The sequence below is a fragment of the Micropruina sp. genome, from assembly GCF_027492755.1.
In the GTDB taxonomy this organism is placed as follows: Bacteria; Actinomycetota; Actinomycetes; order Propionibacteriales; family Propionibacteriaceae; genus Micropruina.
In genome coordinates, this window is the sequence record NZ_JAPUED010000014.1 from 11,863 (window position 1) to 29,698 (window position 17,836).

A 17,836-nucleotide genomic window follows, 5' to 3' on the forward strand; every position below is an offset into this window, starting at 1 on the left:
CCGATCCGGACGCGGCCGATCCGGACGCGGCCGATCCGGACGCCGCCTGTCCCGCTCGCAGCCGCAGGTACTCGTCCACCCCGCCGGGCAGATGTCGCAGGTGCCCGTCGATGATGGCGTACTGCTGGTCGGTGACCCGCTCGACCAGGTAGCGGTCGTGGGAGACCACCAGCAGCGTGCCGGGCCAGGAGTCGAGCAGGTCCTCCATCGCGGCCAGCATGTCGGTGTCAACGTCGTTCGAAGGCTCATCGAGGATCAAGACGTTGGGTTCCGAGAGCAGCACCAGCAGCAGCTGCAGCCGCCGCTTCTGCCCACCGGACAACTCCCCCACCCGGGCCGACAGGTGCTCGCGGGCGAAGCCGAGCCGCTCCAGCAGCTGTGCCGGGGTGAGTTCGCGACCGTCGATCTGATAGCTGGTCCGGGTCCTGGCCAGCACCTCGCGGACCCGGTCGCCGGCGATCTCGGTCAACGCGTCGAACTGCTGGTCGAGCACCGCCAGCTTCACGGTCTTCCCGCGCTTCACCCGTCCGGACGTCGGTCGCACCGTGCCCGCGACCAGGCCCAGCAGGGTCGATTTGCCGGCACCGTTGGCACCCATGATCGAGGTCCGCTCGCCGGGAGCGATCCGCCATTCGATGCCGCGCAGCACCTCGTTGTCGCCGAACCGGACGCCGGCGTCGATCAGGTCGACGACGTCCTTGCCGAGCCGCGCGGTGGCCAGCCGGCTCAGCTCCAGCCGGTCCCTGGGCGGCGGGACGTCCTCGATCAGCTGATTGGCCGCGTCGATCCGGAACTTCGGTTTGGACGTCCGGGCCGGCGCCCCGCGGCGCAGCCAAGCCAGCTCTTTGCGCATCAGGTTCTGCCGTTTGGCTTCGACAGCGGCCGCCTGCCGGTCGCGCTCCACCCGTTGCAGCACGTAGGCGGCGTAGCCACCCTCGAACGGTTCGACGATCCGGTCGTGCACCTCCCAGGTGGCGGTGGCGACCTCGTCCAGGAACCAGCGGTCGTGGGTGACCACCAGCAGCCCGCCGGCGTTGCGCGCCCAGCGTCCGTTGAGGTGGGCGGCCAGCCAGGTGATGCCCTCGACGTCGAGATGGTTGGTGGGCTCGTCGAGTGCCACCACGTCCCAGTCACCGACCAGCAGGGCGGCCAGCGCGACCCGGCGGCGCTGCCCGCCGCTGAGGGTGTCCACCGCCGCCTCGAAGTCGAGATCTGCGACCAGACCGGCCAGCACGTCCCTGATCTTCGGGTCGGACGCCCAGGCGTGGTCGGGCTGGTCACCGACGATCGCGGCCCGCACCGTCACACCGCTGGCGAGCGCGTCCTCCTGGGTGAGCATGCCGATCCGCACGTCGCCGCGCCGGCGCACCCAGCCGCCGTCCGGTTCGAGGCGTCCGGCCAGCAGCCGCAGCAGCGACGACTTGCCGTCGCCGTTGCGACCGACGACGCCGATCCGGTCGCCCTCGTTGACGCCGAGCGTCACCGAGTCGAACACGACCCGGGTCGGATACTCCAGGTGCAGCGCCTCGGCTCCGAGCAGAAAACCCACCGGTCAAGGGTAGGGGGACGCCCGCGGTGCGCCGGACGGCGTCCGGCTCAGGACCCTCCGGTCGCCACCGGCTTCTTGGCCTGCAGCGCCTTGAGCACCGCCGGATCCTGCAGTCGCATCCAGGCGATGACGTCCTGATAGGTGGTGCAGTAGGTGTCCGGCTTGCCGCAGGTCGCCTTCATGAAATCCATCGCCGCGGGGTTGAACGCGTTGCCGTTCCAGCTGTTGAAATGGTTCGCGATCAGCACCGGCGCCCGGTTGCCGCGATAGGCCTGCTGGTACATGTAGTCGTAGGTCTTGCGCACCTTCTGCCGCAACTCCGGGGCGCGACCGGGCTGGTTCTTGCCACCGTTGAACGTCACCCACATGTTGTAGTCCATCGCCATCACGCTGCGCTTGAAGCCGGGCGAATAGACGTAGGGCATCTGGAACTCCCAGATGCCGCGCACCTTCACCGGCCAGCTGATTCCTCCGCTCAGGCTGAGTGAGGAGTCGTAGGTCATTCCGTACTTCTTCCAGGCCGGCGCCATGGCCGCGAGCTTGCCTTCCAGGCAGGGTGTGCGACCGCCCTTGATGTCCTTCGGGGTCACCTTCAGGTCGGGCACCTCGTCGCCCCAGCCGTTGAGCTTCTTGTAGTCGGTGAGGAATTTCATGAACTGGCCGAGTTCGGAGTTCCAGTCCGCCGTGGACCAACTGTTCCCGGCATGCCCCGAACCGGAACAGAAATGCCCGTTGTAGTGCGTGCCGATCTCGTCCCCGGCCGCGACCGCGTGATTCAGGTCCTTGATCAGGGTGATCACGTCGGCCTTGCTGCCGCCGAAACCGATCGAGGCCTTACCGGGGGCATGGCCCGGGCCGACATATTTCGTCCGGTTCTGGTTGGTCAGCAGATAGATGCCGGAGAGGAAGCCGACGAAGCGGGAATCTGTCGGCTTCGCCGCTGCCCGGAACTCCTGCCATCGGGTATGGCTGCCGGCACCGTCGAAGGAGAAGATCACGAACTGCGGTGGCTTCTCACCGGGCTTGAGTTTGGTCATCGGCACGTTGCTGGCCGGACGCCCGGGCTGGGTGGGGTTGCTCGGCTCGGGGCTGGTCGGGCTGCCGCTCGGTGACACGCTCGGCGCGGCCGGGCTGGTCGCGCCGGGGCCGGTCGGTGTCTGGGCGGGCCCGGACGCCCCGGGTGCGGCCGAGCAGCCCGCCATCAGCAGTGCGGCCAGACCGGCTGTCCACAGCCTGCCGGTCGTCAGCCTGCGTTGTTGCATCTTTCGCCCCTCCGTCAAGTCAGCCGCGACCTGCCAGCACCTGATCGGACGCCGACTCGCGGGGGTCGGCCCGTGCGGCACGGCTGCGGTCGTCTCAGCGAGTCTAGGCACACCCGTCCCGCCATCGCCGGGGATCGGGCGAGCTCGGCGTGGCGCCCGAGCTACTCCTTCTGTCGGAGGGTTCTGCGAGAATCGGCTGGATGGAGCCCCTCGCCACGCCGTTCACGGCCACTTACCGCCTGCAGTTGCACCGCGGCTTCACTCTCGATGACGCAGCCGCAGCCGTGCCCCAACTAGCCGCGTTGGGCGTCAGCCATGTCTATCTGGCACCGATTCTGACCGCCGTGCCGGGGTCGCAGCACGGCTACGACGTCCTCGACCACACCGCGATCAACCCGGAACTGGGCGGCCGGAAGGCCTTCGAACGCCTCGCCGCGCGGTGCCGCGCGAACGGGCTGGGCATTGTGGTCGACGTCGTGCCCAACCACATGGCCCTGGTCGCCGGCCAGTGGCGCAACGCACCGCTGTGGGACGTTCTACGACACGGCCGGAACTCGACCTTCGCGCACTGGTTCGATGTCGACTGGGAGCATCTCGGTGGCCGTTTCGGGCTGCCGATCCTCGGCGGCCCGCTCGCCGACACCCTGTCCGAGCTGCAACTCGATACCGGACGCGATGACGAGGGCCCCGCGGCCGGCCAGCCGGTGCTGCGCTACTACGAGCATGTGCTGCCGCTGCGTCCGGACGGGCCCGCGACGTCCGATCTGGCCGAGCTGCTGGCCGGCCAGCATTGGCTGCTCGCCTCGCACACCGAGGCACCAGAGGTGCTCAACTATCGGCGGTTCTTCGAGGTCGACCAACTGGTCGCCGTCCGGGTCGAAGAGCCGGACGTGTTCGACGCCACCCATGAGCTGCTGCTGGAGCTGCACCATGCGGGCCTGATCGACGGCTTCCGCATCGACCATCCCGATGGCCTGGCCGACCCGGAAGGCTATCTGGCGCGACTGGCGGGCGCCTGCCGTCCGGGGACGCCGATCTGGGTGGAGAAGATCCTGGAGGGCGACGAACGGCTGCCCGGCTGGGCATGTCACGGCACTACCGGCTACGACGCGGCCGCGGTGATCGATGCGGCGCTGGTCGATCCGTCCGGGGTCGACGCCGTCACCACCACCTGGGCGGCCACCGGGGGCGAGCCGGTGCTGGCTGCCTGTGTCGAGGGCTGCAAGCGGCAGGTGCTGGCCCAGCTGCTGCAGCCCGAGCTGAACCGCTTGCAGCGGGCCGCGGTCGCCGCGCTGCCCGGCACCGACCCGGCCCGGCTGCGGGCCGCGCTGTCAGAGTTGCTGGTCCAGTTGCACGTCTACCGTGCCTACGTCACCCCGGGCGCGCCCGCCGATCCCGCCCTGGTCGCGCCGCTGCACCAGGCCTTGGAGCGGGTGCGGGCCGACCGTCCCGACCTGGCCGAGGTCACGGTCACCCTGGCCGGCGTGCTGGAACGACCCGAGACCGCGCCCGGTGACACCGACGCCGCCCGCGACCTGTGCGTCCGGTTCCAGCAGACCACCGGGCCGGTGATGGCCAAGGGCATCGAGGACACCGCCTTCTACCGCTGGCACCGGCTGGTCGCGCTGAACGAGGTGGGCGGCGACCCGGCTCACGGCGAGCACCCCGGGGTGGAGGCGCTGCACGCCTGGTCCGCGCATCAGGCCGACCGCTGGCCGTTGGGCATGACAACGCTGTCCACCCACGACACCAAGCGCAGCGAGGACGTCCGGGCCCGGCTGCTGGCCCTGGCCGGCGACGGTGCGTCGTGGACCCGGATCGCCAACCTGGCCGCCGGTGCGGCGGTGCGGCACGGCGTGGACGCACCCACCGGGCATCTGGTCTGGCAGACCATCGCCGGCACACCCGGGCTGACCGCCGATCGGCTGGACGCCTACCTGACCAAGGCGCTGCGCGAGGGCAAGCAGCGCACCAGCTGGCTGCATCCCGACGACGACTACGAACAACGAGTCCAGGCGCTGGGTCGGGAGATCCTGGCGGGTGGCCCGGTCGGCGACGCCATCGCTGAGGCCGCACGCGTCAATGCGGAAGCGATCCGCACCGTCACGCTGGCCCAGAAGCTGCTGCAACTGACCCTGCCCGGCGTCCCTGACACCTATCAGGGGGCGGAGTTGCTGAACCTGACCCTGGTCGATCCGGACAACCGCGCCGACATCGACTTCGCCGCGCACGCCGTCCGGCTCGCCGCGCTGGATGCCGCGGGCTCCGCACACGATCTCGACGACGAGGTGCTGCTGGTCACCTCACGCACCCTGCGGTTGCGCCGCGACCGACCGGACGACTTCGCCGCCGGCTACGCCCCGCTGCCGCTCGGCGACGGCCTGCTCGGCTTCACCCGCGGCGACGACATCGTCGTAGCCGTGCGTCGGCTGCCCCGGACGCCGCTGCCGGCGTCCGTACCGTTGCCCGCCGGCGATTGGGTCGACATGTTCACCGGTGCCCGGCACCGCGACGGCACGGGCTCGCTGTTCAACGCGTTGCCCGTCGCGTTGCTGGTGAGGGCGGCCTGATGCTGCAGCGCTACTCGGTATGGGCCCCCGAGGCCCAGCGGGTCGACGTCCATCTGGGGGTCGACGGCGCACGGGTCGAGCCGATGTCACCCGAGGGCGGCGGCTGGTGGTCGGTGGACGCCGACCCGGGCGACGGCCGCTACGCGTTCTCGCTGGACGGCGGCGACCCACTGCCCGACCCGCGAGCCCGCCGGATGCCGGACGGCGTCCACGCTGCCAGCGCACTGGTCGATCCGGGCGGCTTCGACTGGAGCGACGGCGACTGGAAAGGCTGCCCGTTGAAGGGCTCGGTGATCTACGAACTGCATATCGGCACGTTCACCGACGCCGGCACCTTCGACAGTGCCATCGAACGGCTGGACCACCTGGTCGACCTCGGCGTCGACGTCATCGAGGTGATGCCGGTGGCCTCCTTCCCGGGGCGCAACGGCTGGGGCTACGACGGTGTGGCGCTCTACTCGGTACACGAGCCGTACGGCGGGCCGGCCGGCTTGCAGCGTTTCGTGGACGCCGCCCACGTCCGCGGGCTGGCGGTCTGGCTCGACGTCGTCTACAACCACCTCGGACCGGTCGGTAACTATCTGCCGCAGTTCGGGCCGTACTTCACCGACCGGCACCAGACGCCGTGGGGCGTCGCGGTCAATCTGGACGGACCCGGCAGCGACGAGGTGCGCGCCTACTTCCTCGACAACGTCCGGCAGTGGCTGCTCGACTACCACCTGGACGGGCTGCGGCTGGACGCCGTGCACGCGCTGCACGACGAGTCCGCGATCCATCTGCTGGAGGAACTGGCGACGCTGGCCGAAGACATCGGCACCGCCACCGGCATCCCCCGGGTGCTGGTCGCCGAATCGGACCGGAACGACCCCCGTACCGTCGCCGTGCCGAGTGCGGGCGGGGCCGGCGGCCTCGGTCTGGACGGGCAGTGGGCCGACGACATCCACCACACCCTGCATGTGCTGCTGACCGGTGAAACCCAGGGCTACTACGCCGACTTCGCCGATCCCCAGGCGCTGCCGAAGGTGCTGGCGCACACCCCGTTCTTCCACGACGGCGTGTACTCCAGCTTCCGCGGACGCCGGCACGGCCGTCCGATCCAGCCGTCCATCACACCCGGCTGGCGCTACGTCGGCTCGCTGCAGACCCACGACCAGATCGGCAACCGGGCCACCGGTGAGCGGCTGAGCCACCTGGCCGGACGGGGCCGGGCCGCGATCGGGGCGGCGCTGCTGCTCACCTCGCCCTACACGCCGATGCTGTTCATGGGTGAGGAGTTCGACGCCTCGACGCCGTGGCAGTACTTCACCGATCACGAGGAGGAATGGCTGGCCGAGTCGATCCGGACCGGACGGCAGGCCGAGTTCGCCGAGCACGGCTGGTCGGGCAACGTCCCCGACCCGCAGGATCCCGGCACCGTGGACACCTCCACCCTGAACTGGGCCGACCTGGACGACCCGGAACGGCAGGAGTTCCTGGACTGGTACAAGACGCTGCTGCGGCTGCGGCGCGAACTACCCACCGTCCGCGACGCCGCGCTCGGCGAGGGCGCCGTCGTCCGCAAGGGCGACCTGCTGCTGGTCCGCCGCGGCACCGTCGAGGTGCTGGCCAACCTCGGTGACGAGCCCGGCCGGCTCACCGTGCCGGACGGCTCCCAGCTGCTGGCCCGGTTCGGTGAGGTCGTGCTCACCTACGCCGGCGAGGTGGCCCTCGGCCCGCAAAGCGTCGGTCTGCTCCGGGCGCCCCTGCCGGACATCACCGGTGAGATCCCGCGCATCGTCGTGTGACCTGACAAAGCGAGATCCCGGGAGCAAGTCCGGGATGACGGGCCCACCTCGTCATCCCGGCGAACGCCGGGATCTCCTCCCGAGGTCGCACATCCGGGGACGGTTCTCCGGCATCCGAAATTCGCACCTCCGGGGACGGTTCTCGTCCATTCGAAAACCGCACGCCAGGGGACGGTTCTCTGGCGTTCGAAAACCGCACGAGAAAGAACCGTCCCCCGACGTTCGAACCACGCTGGCGGCGGATGGCGACCGGTCAGGCGTCCGCGGGCTCGGGTTCTTCGGCGACCGCTCGAGTGACGTCGCGCAGCTGCAGCCACCACGGATTCTTCGGACGGCGGAAGGTGCGGTCCATCAGGCCCATCATGGACGTCACCGGCACGTCGGTGATCTGCGATTCGGTCAGCCCGACCAGGTAGCTGCCGTCGGCGTCCGCCTCGAACTCGCGGGCGATCAGGTCGAGCCCGTGGCCGACCAGCCGGGTAGCCAGCAACCGATCGAACGGGGTCGGCGAACCGCCCTGCTGCTGGTGTCCGAGCACCCCTTGCCGGACGTCGTAGAGGCCGCGGCCCTCCTCTTCCAGCAGGCGTGCGATGAAGTCGGTCGTGTAGTGCTCGTTGGCCCGCTCGTTGCGCACCGCCAGGAACAGCGACCGTCCGGCGGCGAACGAGCGCCGCAGCCATTTCACGTCGTCGTTGAGCTGGTCGAGGCTGACCCCCTCCTCGTGCAGGTAGATCCGCTCGGCGCCGCCGGCCAGGCCGCCCATCAGCGCCAGGTAGCCGCAGTAGCGGCCCATCGTCTCGACCACGTAGCAGCGGGTGGTCGCCGACGCCGACAGCTTGATCCGGTCGATCGCCTCGACGATCACATTGAGAGCGGTGTCGGCACCGATGGCCAGCTCGGAACCGGGCAGGTTGTTGTCGATGGACGCCGGCACGCAGACGATCGGAATACGGAAGGCCGGGTAGCGTTCCCGCTCGCTGTGCAGCAGATGGGCCGCCTGGTAGGCGTTCCAGCCGCCGATCACCAGCAGTGCGTCGATCCGGTGGTCCTCCAACTGGCGGCTGATCTTGTACAGCTCCTCCAGGGTGGGGATGGTCCGCCGCACCCCCAGGTTCGCGCCGCCGTCGGCCGTCCAAGCCTCGACGTCGCCCCAGGTCAACTCGCTGATCCGGCCGTCCCGCAAGCCCGGGAATCCGTCGTGGATGCCGAGCATGGTGTGCCCGCGACTGATACCCAGCCGGACCGCGGCCCGCGCGGCGGTGTTCATGCCCGGGGCCAGGCCGCCGCCGTGGATGATGCCGACCCGCCTGGCCCCCTCACCGGCCGCCACCCGCGACGGTTCGGTCAGTTCGGCGAACAGCTGATTCATCGTCTCGAACGACCCACCGCGCTTCGCCATCGCGGCGGTGTAGTCGCCGGCCTTGATCAGGGCCGGCACCTCACGGGTGTTCCGGACCGCCTCCATCAGGTCCACCGCCGCCACCCGGTTGCCGCGGAAGCCGAACACCCGACCCGGCGTGTCGGCGTCCGCAGTCAGCAGTGCCCGGGCCGCCTCGTAGCCCAGCCAGGTGGAGCACCAGCGGTCGAAGGCGCTCGGGCTGCCGCCACGCTGGACGTGACCGAGGATGGTGACCCGGGTGTCCTCGCCGAGCCGCTTCTCCAGCGTCGCCCGGACGTATTCGGCCGAGATCGGGTTGCCGGAACGATCGGTCGCGCCCTCGGCGACCAGCACGATCGAATCGCGGCGTCCGGCGGACCGGCCGCGCCGCAACTCGGCGCACATCCTGTCCTCCCAGCCGTCGGCTGGCGGGTTCTCCGGGGTCAGCACATAGTCACAGCCGCCGGCGACGGCCGCCATCAACGCGAGGTAGCCGCAGTGCCGGCCCATCACCTCGACCACGAAGCTGCGCTGGTGGCTGGCGGCGGTGCTGGCCAGGTCGTCGATGGCGGACACGATGCGGTGCAGCGCCGAATCCGCCCCGATCGTCATGTCGGTGCCGACCAGATCGTTGTCGATGGAGCCGACCAGCCCGGCGATCATCAGCGACGGATGCTCGGCGGCCGTGGCGGCGTCCAGTTCGCCGGCTTCGACCAGCTCGGCCAGCAGCTCCGGCCATTCGGTGCGGAAGGCGTCCAGGCCGGACAGGCTGCCGTCGCCGCCGATCACCACCAGCCGGTCGATGCCGGCGGCCAGCAGGTTGCGGGCGGCGATGCGGCGTCCGTCACGTTCCCGGAACTGCTTGCTGCGGAAGGTGCCGATCACGGTGCCGCCGCGGTGCAGCACGTTGCCGACGTCGTCCCAGCCGAACTGCCGGATGCCGTCACCGCCGTCGATCATGCCCTGGTAGCCCTCGAAGATGGCGTACACCTCGGCACCCAGGGTGATCGCCGTCCGGACGACGGCCCGCACCGCCGCGTTCATGCCCTGGGCGTCGCCGCCGCTGGTCAGGATGCCGATCCGCTTGCCGGCGCCGATGAGTTCGACCATGGGGCAATCCTGTCGAACTCCAGACCAGCGCGACCAGGAAATGGGGGAAGTGTTTACCCTTTCGTCGCCGGTCGAGCGGCACCACCGTTGATCGAGCTTGTCGAGATCCAGGTTTCGACGAGCTCAACCAACGGTTCGCTCGACAGGCTCGATCAACGGCAGCCGAACTCGATCGAGCGGACGGCTACGAAACGATCTGCTCCTGCTCGATGATCGCGTCGCGCAGCTCACGCCGACGGCGCTGCTCGGCCGGATCGGGCACCGGCACCGCGGCCAGCAGCCGCTTGGTGTACGGGTGCTGCGGATCGGAGACGATCTCCTTGGTGGGACCGACCTCGACCAGGTAGCCGTGCCGCATCACCGCGATCCGCTGGCTGAGCATCTCGACCACCGCCAGGTCGTGGCTGATGAACATGCAGGCGAAGCCGTACTCGGCCTGCAGGTCCTGGAACAGCTTCAGCACCCGGGCTTGCACCGACACGTCGAGGGCGGACGTCGGCTCGTCGGCGATCAGCAGCTTGGGCTGCAACGCCAGCGCTCGGGCGATGCCGATCCGCTGCCGCTGGCCGCCGGAGAGCTCGTGCGGGTACCTGTTCCGCATCGAACGGGGTAGCTGGACGCTGTCCAGCAGGTTCTCCACCCGTTTCGACAACTCGGAGCCCCTCAGCCCGAGGTGCAGCATGATCGGCTCACCGATCGACTCACCGACCGGCAGCCGCGGGTTCAGCGACGACCCCGGATCCTGGAAGACGATGCCGACCTCCTTGCGGAACGGCTTCAGCTCGCTCGGTTTGGCGTTGGTGATGTCGCGTCCGTTGATGATCAGCCGACCCTCCACCACGGGCAGCAGGGCGACCGCGGCGCGTCCGATGGTGGTCTTGCCCGAACCGGACTCGCCGACCAGGCCGATCACCTCGCCCGGGTCGATCCGCAGGTTGATGTGGTTCGCCGCGCGGAAGGCCGCCCGCCGTCCCTGCTTGGGGTATTCGATGGCGACGTCGTCCATCAGCAGCGCCGGGGTGGCCGTCGACGTGGTCTCCGGCATGGGGACGCCGGCCTGCTCGCCCTCGGCGACCAGGGTGAGCCGGGCGTGCGGCAGCTCCTCCTCGGCGGTCGCCGAACCCAGGTGCGGCACGGACGCCAGCAGCTGCTTGGTGTACGGATGCTGAGCCCGGTTGAAGATGTCGTCGGAGGTGCCGTGCTCGACGACCTGGCCGTCCTTCATCACCACGATCCGGTCGGCCATGTCGGCCACCACACCCATGTCGTGGGTGATCAGGATGATGGCCGCCGTCACGCGTTCGCGCAGCTCACGCATCAGCTTCAGGATCTCGCCCTGCACCGTGACGTCGAGCGCCGTGGTCGGCTCGTCGGCGATCAGCAGCTTCGGGTCACAGGCCAGCGCCTGGGCGATCATGATGCGCTGCCGCTGGCCGCCGGAGAGCTGGTGCGGGAATTTGTCGAAGCTGTCCACGGGGTCGGGAATCTCCACCAGCCGCATCAGGTCGATGGCCCGTGCCTTGGCCGCAGACGGCGCCATCACGAAGTGGGTGCGCAGCGTCTCGACGATCTGGAAACCGACCGTGTAGACCGGGTTGAGCGCGGTCATCGGCTCTTGGAAGATCACCGAGATCTCATTGCCCCGGACGTGCTGGAGCTGACCGATCGTCATTCCGATCAATTCGGTGTCCTTGAGCTTCGCCGAGCCGGTCGCGCGTCCGTTCTTGGGCAGCAGGCCGATCAGGCTCATCGCCGACTGGGTCTTGCCCGAGCCGGATTCGCCCACGATCGCCAGTACCTCGCCGGCCTTGAGGTCGTAGGTGAGGCCCTTGGCAGCGGTGAACCACGACCCGTTGACCCAGAAGTTCACGCTCAGGTCGCGGACCCGCAGGATCACATCGCCCTTGTTGACCGGGCCGCCGATGGTCTTCGACAGCCGGACGGCGTCCTGCAGATGATTGCCGGAGCTGTTCTCCTTGTCGAGCGTGGTCACTTCGCGCCTCCCTCGGTCGCGCCCTGCGGCACGATCTGTGCCATCGCCTTGTCCATCTGTCGTTGCGACGGAATCTTCTTGGTGCGCGGATCGAAGGCGTCGCGTAGCCCGTCACCGATGAAGTTGATGCTCAGTGCGATCAGGATGATGAAGAGGCCCGGCCACCAGAACAGCCACGGACGGGTGGCGAACGCGCCCTGGTACTGCGAGATCAACAGGCCGAGCGACACGTTCGGCGGCTTGACGCCGAAGCCGAGGAAGCTCAGTGCGGCCTCCAGGACGACGGCCGCCGACATCGTCAGGGTGGTGTTCACGATGATGACGCCGACCGCGTTGGGCAGGATGTGCTTGCTGATGATCCGCCAGTCGCTCGCCCCGGCCACCCGGGCCGCGTCGACGAACTCCCGTTCGCGCAGGGTGAGGAACTCGCTGCGCACCAACCGGGCAAGACCCGTCCAGAGCACTAGACCGAGCACCACCGCCAGCAGCAGCGGCAGATTGTCGCGGATCACCTGCGTAGCCGAGTACGGCCAGTCGAGTTTGGCCGGCAGGGTGTTGATCAGCCGACCCAGGACGGCGCCGATCACGATGACCGGCAGGGTGATCACCAGGTCGGTGAACCGCATCAGCACGGTGTCGGTCCTGCCCCGGTAGTAGCCGGACAGCGCACCGACGGCGACACCGATGATCAGGGTGATCAGGCCCAGCACCACCATCACCATCAGCGAGGTCTGGATGCCCTTCATCACCAGCGAGAAATTGTCGCGGCCGATGTCGTCCTGACCGAAGGGGTGCTCGCCGAGCGAGAACGGGAACAGGGTCAGCGTCGGCGCCGCCCCGTTCACGATGTTGCCGCTGGCGTTGTAGTCCTGAATGCGCCACCAGCCACGGATGCCGAACAGGCCCATCGAGGACAGTGCGAGCAGTGCCACCACGGCGAGCGTGATGATGCCTCCCATGGCGCCCTTGTGCCGGATGAAACGGCCCCAGACGATCTGTCCCTGGGAGAGGCCTTCGACCTCTTTGCTGGTGCCCACTCCCTCGCCGCGGCCGAACGCCTCGTCGGTGGGGTCGAGCGGCTCCGCACCGGTGCCGGCATCGGGCAGCACCCCGAGCGGATCGCGCTCGACCGCGGCACCGGGCGTTTCGCCGGCCAACTCGGCCGCTATCGGCTGTTCCTCAGGGGTGACGCCGGGCGTCTGATCGTCGTTGCTCATGCGTTCACCCTGATCCTTGGGTCGAGAATGCCGTAGAGGAAGTCGGCCACCAGGTTGGCGATCATCGCCAGCGCTCCGGTGATCATGATGTAGACCATCACCGGGTCGATCTCACTGCCTGCCAGCGAGGTGACGAACATGCGCCCCATGCCAGCCCAGTTGAAGATCGTCTCGGTGATCACCGCGCCGCCGATCATCGTGATGAAGTCGACCGGGACGATGGAGGCCAGCGGCAGCAGTGCGTTGCGCAGGGCGTGCCGGACGATCACCAGGCGTTCGGAGAGACCCTTGGCACGGGCGGTGCGGATGTAGTCCTGGTTCATCACCTCGAGCATCGAGCCGCGCTGGTAGCGGGTGTAGCCGGCGAACGAGATCATCACCAGGGCGATGGTGGGCAACAGCAGGTGCGTCCACTTGTCCAGCTGGCTGATCCAGAAGTCGCCGCCCAGCCCCGGGGTCTCCGCCCCGATGGTGGCGATCGGACGGCGGTTGATCGCGCTCGCGTTCATGTAGAGCGGCCAGCCCTGCAGTACCCGGTCGACGTACACGGCGACCGACATGATCACCGCGACCACGACAGCGCCACGCATCGACACCGCCCGGTCGGGACCACCCCAGGCCCAGCCGATCACCAGCGCCACCGCGATGGCGACCAGCAGCAAGCCGAACAGCCAGACCTCGTTCATCGGCACGTAGACGAAGAGCCATTGCAGGCCGACGTAGATGCCGACACCCACCACCGCCGTGGTGAGTGCGGAGTACAAAGCCCGCTTGTTGTTGATGCCCGAGAAGATCACCGTCACCGCGTAGGCGGCGGCCAGGCCGATGATCGCCATTCCGACCAGGCCGATCTGAGGGTTCAGCAGCCACCCGCTGAGCAGGATGTAGACCAACGATCCGAAGGTGATCACGAACGCGCAGCCGAAGATGAGAGCTTGACGGCGAATCCCGACCCCGATGGCCCCCGCCCAGAACAACGCCGCGATCACCGATACGGCGATCACCGCGACCCAGTTCATGGTCGGGTTGTTCAGGTAGTCGTTGACGCCGATGGCGAGGTACTGCTTGAGCAGTACCGCCACCCAGAAGATCGGCAACGCGTAGAGCACGAAGGAGACAAAGGTGATCGCGTAGTCGAAGGTGGTGTACTGCCGCAGTGCGCTGAGCAGACCGACCACGACACCGAGGATCAAAGCGATGACGGTGGCCGCGAAGACCAGTTGGATCGAGGTGAGCGCCGCGCCCCCGAGCATGTCGTTGACCGACTGCCCGGTGCGCCAGGCCATCCCGAAATCGCCTCGGACGAAATTGGTGAGCCACATCCAGTACCGCTGGTACCAGGGAAGATCCAGGTTGAGTTGGGCCACCCGAATCGCGATCAACTCGTCGCGATTCAGGGCCGGTGAAGTGCGCAGATCCTCCAACGGATCCATGGCGATATCGAGCAGCGCGTAGATCACGACGGAGAGGACCAACAACAGGCCGAGCGCAATCGCCAGTCTGCGTGCGATGAAGCGGAGCATTGCGTGCCTTTGCAGTCGAACGGTTGCGTCAGTCTAGAACCAGAACCGACGCGAATACAGGCCTCACTACAGGTGTTGCCTAGTTGAGACAAAGGACGGTGGGGCGCCCGGGATCGGTTCCCTGGCGCCCCACCGTCGTGATTGTCACGTCAACGTCAGCACGGACTCAGCTGAGCTTCCACTCCCAGAAGTTCCAGAAGAACGTCGGCGAGAGGGCGATCGAGCTGAAGTTCTGCAACCGGCTGCTCACCGCCGTCGGCTGCGGGAACTGGAAGATGGTGATGCCGAACTGATCGAGCACCAACTGCTTCTCGATCTCGAGCACGATCGCCTGCTGCTTCGTCGCATCGAACTCGGACTGCAACTGATCGAGCAGACCGTCGACCTTCTTCGAGCTGTAGCCGTAGAAGTTGTTCTGACCGCCGGTGCGGAAGTTGGCGTCCAACTCGGTCACACCGGTCGAGGTGGACTGCCAGCCGAAGAGCGCGGCGTCGTACTTGCTGGTGTCGGACAGCATCGAGCTCCATGCCTCGTTGCCACCGTCCTGGATGGTGAAGCCGGCCTTCTCGGCGGACTCCTTGATCAGCTGGAACTCCTGCTGACGGCGGGTGTTCTTGCTGTCGTAGAGGAAACGCACGGTCGGCTTGACGCCTACCTCGTTCAGCAGCGCCTGCGCCTTGTCGACGCTCGGGCCGCCCTCGAAGGTGGTCTTCATGCCGCTGTTGGCGGAGATCGCGTCGTAGCCGGGAGCGCCGGGCACCGTGGTGAACGAGTTGCGGATCGCAGCACCGGGGTTGAGCGGCTTGATCAGGTTGTCGATGATCTGCTGGCGGGGAATCGTGTAGAGGAACGCCTCACGCACCTTGGCGGCCTTGGCGGCGTCGCCGTTGTAGCTGGCCGGATCGAACGGGCCCTTGTTGTTCTGCGCCATGTCGACGTGCTCATAGGTACCACCGTCGCCCTCCAGCACGGTGACGTTCTGCAGCGCCTGCATCTGCTTGAGGATGTCGGCGGTGGCCTGCGGCTGGGTGGCCAGCACCTCGCCGTTCTGCAGCGCCTGCACCGACGCCTGCGGATCGGGAATCGTCTTCACCGTGATCTGGTCGATGGTCGGCACATGCGAACCCTTGTAGTTCGCGTTGCGGGTCAGCGTGACGTACTGGCCGTCCTTCATGTCGGTGATCGTGTAGGGACCGTTGCCCACCACGAGTTCCTTGTCGGCCGGCATGTCCTTGAAGTTGAAGTCCAGGTTCCAGACGTTCGAGATCTTGGCCAGCGCGGCGTTGTCCTTGTCCTTGAACGCATCCGAGACGGCCTGCGCGGCCTGCGCCGGGTCGTCGATGCCGAGCGCGCGCTTGCCGACGACGTGCGCCGGCACCGTGGTGTTCAGCAGCGCCTTGTCCCAGTCGACGAAGGGCTTGGAGTACTCATAGGTGATGGTCTTGCCATCGATGGTGGGGAACTTCTTGATCAGGGCCAGGTTCGGGGAGCTGGCGTTGAAGAACACCTTCGATCCGGTGTTCTTGCCCACCGCGCCGGTGTCGGCGTCCACCTTCGACTTGTAGGTGTTGAACAGGCCGCTCTGCGCACCCCAGAACAGGACCAGGTCGGCCGGGGTGACCGGCACACCGTCGGACCACATCGCGGTGTCGGCGAGGGTCTGCTTGACCACCAGCGGCTTGTCCGAGACCTTCTCGTAGTTGCCGAGGCTCTCGTTCTTAACGAGGTTCAAGTCCTTGTCGTAGTAGTTGAACGCGTCGTTCGACATGTAGATGATGTTCGTGTTGACCGTCGCGTTACCGAACGTCGTCAGGTTGTTGTAGGAGTAGAACGTGTCGTTCCAGGCCACGTTGGCCACGGATCCCGAGTTCAACGCGCTGGACGAGGTCTGCGGTGCGGGGGTGCAGGCGGTCAGCGCGAGGGCGCTTGCGAGCACGCCTGCGGCGCCTGCGACCCATTTCTTGGTACCCAATGTTCCTCCAGGTCTAGGTCGGCGGGGGACTGCCGGTCCTTGTGGGTGCCGCAATGCAGGCCCGTCCGATGGGTGAGCTTCGACCACGCTAGTGCGTGCCCTGTGGGCCCGCAATGAAAACGCAAGGACGGTTGTCGGATCGTTATTGATGGCTGAGGTCCCGGTCCCATGTGGGCACCGGGGCGATCAGCGTCGATTGATCACGACGGTGCCGAGGGCGAGGTCGTTCAGCGCGCGTCGTTCCGCACCGATCACGATGGTCGGCAGCACCAGGCAGATCATCGCCTGACGGGCGACGGCCCGCAGAATGCCGATCGGACGGCCGTTCAACCGGGCGACGCCGATCCGGGCCAGGATCTGGCCGAAGCTCCCGCCGGCCAAGCCGGTCAGCACCGAGGACTGCACGAAGAACACGGTCATGATCATCCAGCTGCGCCAGCCCGGCTCGCGCAGCACGCCGACTCCGAACAGGATCACCGCAAGCGCCATCGAGGCGGCCCAGTCGATGATCAGCGCCGCGAACCGCGCGCGCCAACTGGCCAGCGCCCCGCGTCCGGTCTCGGGCAGCCCGAGGGACTCGCCGGGATAGCGGTCGTCGGCGTCGGCGGCTGGGGCAGTCATCACCGGCGATCCTAGCGTCGCGGACCTCCGGCGGAGCATTTCCCCACCGGCCGGAACGGCCGCGTGGCGCCGTCCGCGTAACGCCGCTGAAACAAATGTGCAATCGTGTGGAAACCCGGTCTCCCTAGGGTGACTGACGTTCTGATCCCATATCCCACTCGGAGGAAAGATGTTCCAGAGCGCTGACGATCTGTTGGCCTATGTGAAGAGTGAAGGCGTCGAGACGATCGACATCCGGTTCTGCGACCTGCCCGGCGTCATGCAGCACTTCACCGTCCCGGCCAGCTCGTTCGGCCCTGAGGTGTTCGAGGACGGTCTCGCCTTCGACGGCTCCTCCATCCGTGGCTTCCAGAAGATCCACGAGTCGGACATGGCGCTGCTGCCCGACCCGACCACCGCCTTCATCGACCCGTTCCGCCGCTCCAAGACGCTGGCACTGAGCTTCTTCGTGCACGATCCGCTGACCAAGGAGCCGTACAGCCGCGACCCGCGCAACATCGCCCGCAAGGCCGAGGCGTACCTGAAGTCGACCGGCATCGGCGACACCGCGTTCTTCGCTCCCGAGGCCGAGTTCTACATCTTCGACTCGGTGCGTTTCGAGACCAAGCAGAACGCCAGCTACTACTACATCGATTCCGAGGCCGGCGCCTGGAACAGCGGCAGCGAGTCCGACGGCGACGGCCGTCCGAACCGCGGCTACAAGGTGAAGTACAAGGGCGGCTACTTCCCGGTCGCCCCGGTCGACCACTTCACCGACCTGCGCGACGACATGGTGCGCAACCTGGAGAACGTGGGGCTGACCGTCGAGCGCGCGCACCACGAGGTGGGCACCGCCGGCCAGGCCGAGATCAACTACC

The 17,836-nt window shown here is 67.8% G+C and carries 11 protein-coding genes; 3 read left to right on the top strand and 8 right to left on the bottom strand.

The genetic code is table 11. The features are described 5' to 3' along the window. Window positions 1–1,549, bottom strand: a 1,549-nt coding sequence (locus Q0066_RS00730) for an ABC-F family ATP-binding cassette domain-containing protein (RefSeq protein WP_298129077.1), incomplete at its 3' end; no start/stop codon positions are given. A 47-nt stretch (window positions 1,550–1,596) separates the two neighbouring features. After that, window positions 1,597–2,811 (bottom strand): hypothetical protein, encoded by a 1,215-nt coding sequence (locus Q0066_RS00735; protein WP_298129079.1) that lies wholly within the window; start codon window positions 2,809–2,811, stop codon window positions 1,597–1,599. Window positions 2,812–3,011: 200 nt separating this feature from the next. On the opposite strand from Q0066_RS00735, the gene treY reads away from it, so the two are divergent. After that, on the top strand, window positions 3,012–5,381 hold the full coding sequence (treY, locus tag Q0066_RS00740; protein WP_298129080.1) for a malto-oligosyltrehalose synthase: 2,370 nt from the start codon (window positions 3,012–3,014) through the stop codon (window positions 5,379–5,381). After that, the gene (treZ, locus tag Q0066_RS00745) at window positions 5,381–7,165 is read left to right on the top strand and encodes a malto-oligosyltrehalose trehalohydrolase (RefSeq protein ID WP_298129081.1); all 1,785 of its coding nucleotides are present in this window, start codon (window positions 5,381–5,383) and stop codon (window positions 7,163–7,165) included. Before treY ends, treZ begins: the two co-directional genes overlap by 1 nt. Window positions 7,166–7,418: 253 nt before the next feature. Here the strand turns inward: treZ and Q0066_RS00750 are convergent, their stop codons facing one another. The 6 genes from Q0066_RS00750 to Q0066_RS00775 form a co-directional block, all read right to left on the bottom strand. Further along, window positions 7,419–9,653, bottom strand: a complete 2,235-nt coding sequence (locus Q0066_RS00750) for a 6-phosphofructokinase (protein ID WP_298129084.1) — start codon at window positions 9,651–9,653, stop codon at window positions 7,419–7,421. 184 nt (window positions 9,654–9,837) lie between these two features. Further along, on the bottom strand, window positions 9,838–11,646 hold the full coding sequence (locus tag Q0066_RS00755) for an ABC transporter ATP-binding protein (protein WP_298129086.1): 1,809 nt from the start codon (window positions 11,644–11,646) through the stop codon (window positions 9,838–9,840). Then, window positions 11,643–12,863 (bottom strand): ABC transporter permease, encoded by a 1,221-nt coding sequence (locus tag Q0066_RS00760; protein ID WP_298129087.1) that lies wholly within the window; start codon window positions 12,861–12,863, stop codon window positions 11,643–11,645. The genes Q0066_RS00755 and Q0066_RS00760 overlap by 4 nt, the downstream gene beginning before the upstream one ends. Next, window positions 12,860–14,386, bottom strand: coding sequence for an ABC transporter permease (locus Q0066_RS00765; protein WP_298129090.1), 1,527 nt, complete (start codon window positions 14,384–14,386; stop codon window positions 12,860–12,862). The genes Q0066_RS00760 and Q0066_RS00765 overlap by 4 nt, the downstream gene beginning before the upstream one ends. A 166-nt stretch (window positions 14,387–14,552) precedes the next feature. Continuing rightward, window positions 14,553–16,358, bottom strand: a complete 1,806-nt coding sequence (locus tag Q0066_RS00770) for an ABC transporter family substrate-binding protein (protein ID WP_298129092.1) — start codon at window positions 16,356–16,358, stop codon at window positions 14,553–14,555. A gap of 186 nt (window positions 16,359–16,544) precedes the next feature. Then, complete coding sequence (locus Q0066_RS00775; RefSeq protein ID WP_298129095.1) at window positions 16,545–16,979, bottom strand: RDD family protein; 435 nt, start codon at window positions 16,977–16,979, stop codon at window positions 16,545–16,547. A 169-nt stretch (window positions 16,980–17,148) separates the two neighbouring features. Between Q0066_RS00775 and Q0066_RS00780 the strand changes: the two genes are divergently transcribed. Next, on the top strand, window positions 17,149–17,836 hold a 688-nt coding region (locus Q0066_RS00780), incomplete at its 3' end, for a glutamine synthetase beta-grasp domain-containing protein (protein WP_298129097.1).

What these genes read in the sequence shown, in the direction of transcription:
- Q0066_RS00765 (WP_298129090.1), bottom strand. Translation starts at nt 14,386, where the DNA reads ATGCTCCGCTTCATCGCACGCAGACTGGCGATTGCGCTCGGCCTGTTG.
- Q0066_RS00750 (WP_298129084.1), bottom strand. Translation starts at nt 9,653, where the DNA reads ATGGTCGAACTCATCGGCGCCGGCAAGCGGATCGGCATCCTGACCAGC.
- Q0066_RS00735 (WP_298129079.1), bottom strand. Translation starts at nt 2,811, where the DNA reads ATGCAACAACGCAGGCTGACGACCGGCAGGCTGTGGACAGCCGGTCTG.
- treY (WP_298129080.1), top strand. Translation starts at nt 3,012, where the DNA reads ATGGAGCCCCTCGCCACGCCGTTCACGGCCACTTACCGCCTGCAGTTG.
- Q0066_RS00775 (WP_298129095.1), bottom strand. Translation starts at nt 16,979, where the DNA reads ATGACTGCCCCAGCCGCCGACGCCGACGACCGCTATCCCGGCGAGTCC.
- treZ (WP_298129081.1), top strand. Translation starts at nt 5,381, where the DNA reads ATGCTGCAGCGCTACTCGGTATGGGCCCCCGAGGCCCAGCGGGTCGAC.
- Q0066_RS00760 (WP_298129087.1), bottom strand. Translation starts at nt 12,863, where the DNA reads ATGAGCAACGACGATCAGACGCCCGGCGTCACCCCTGAGGAACAGCCG.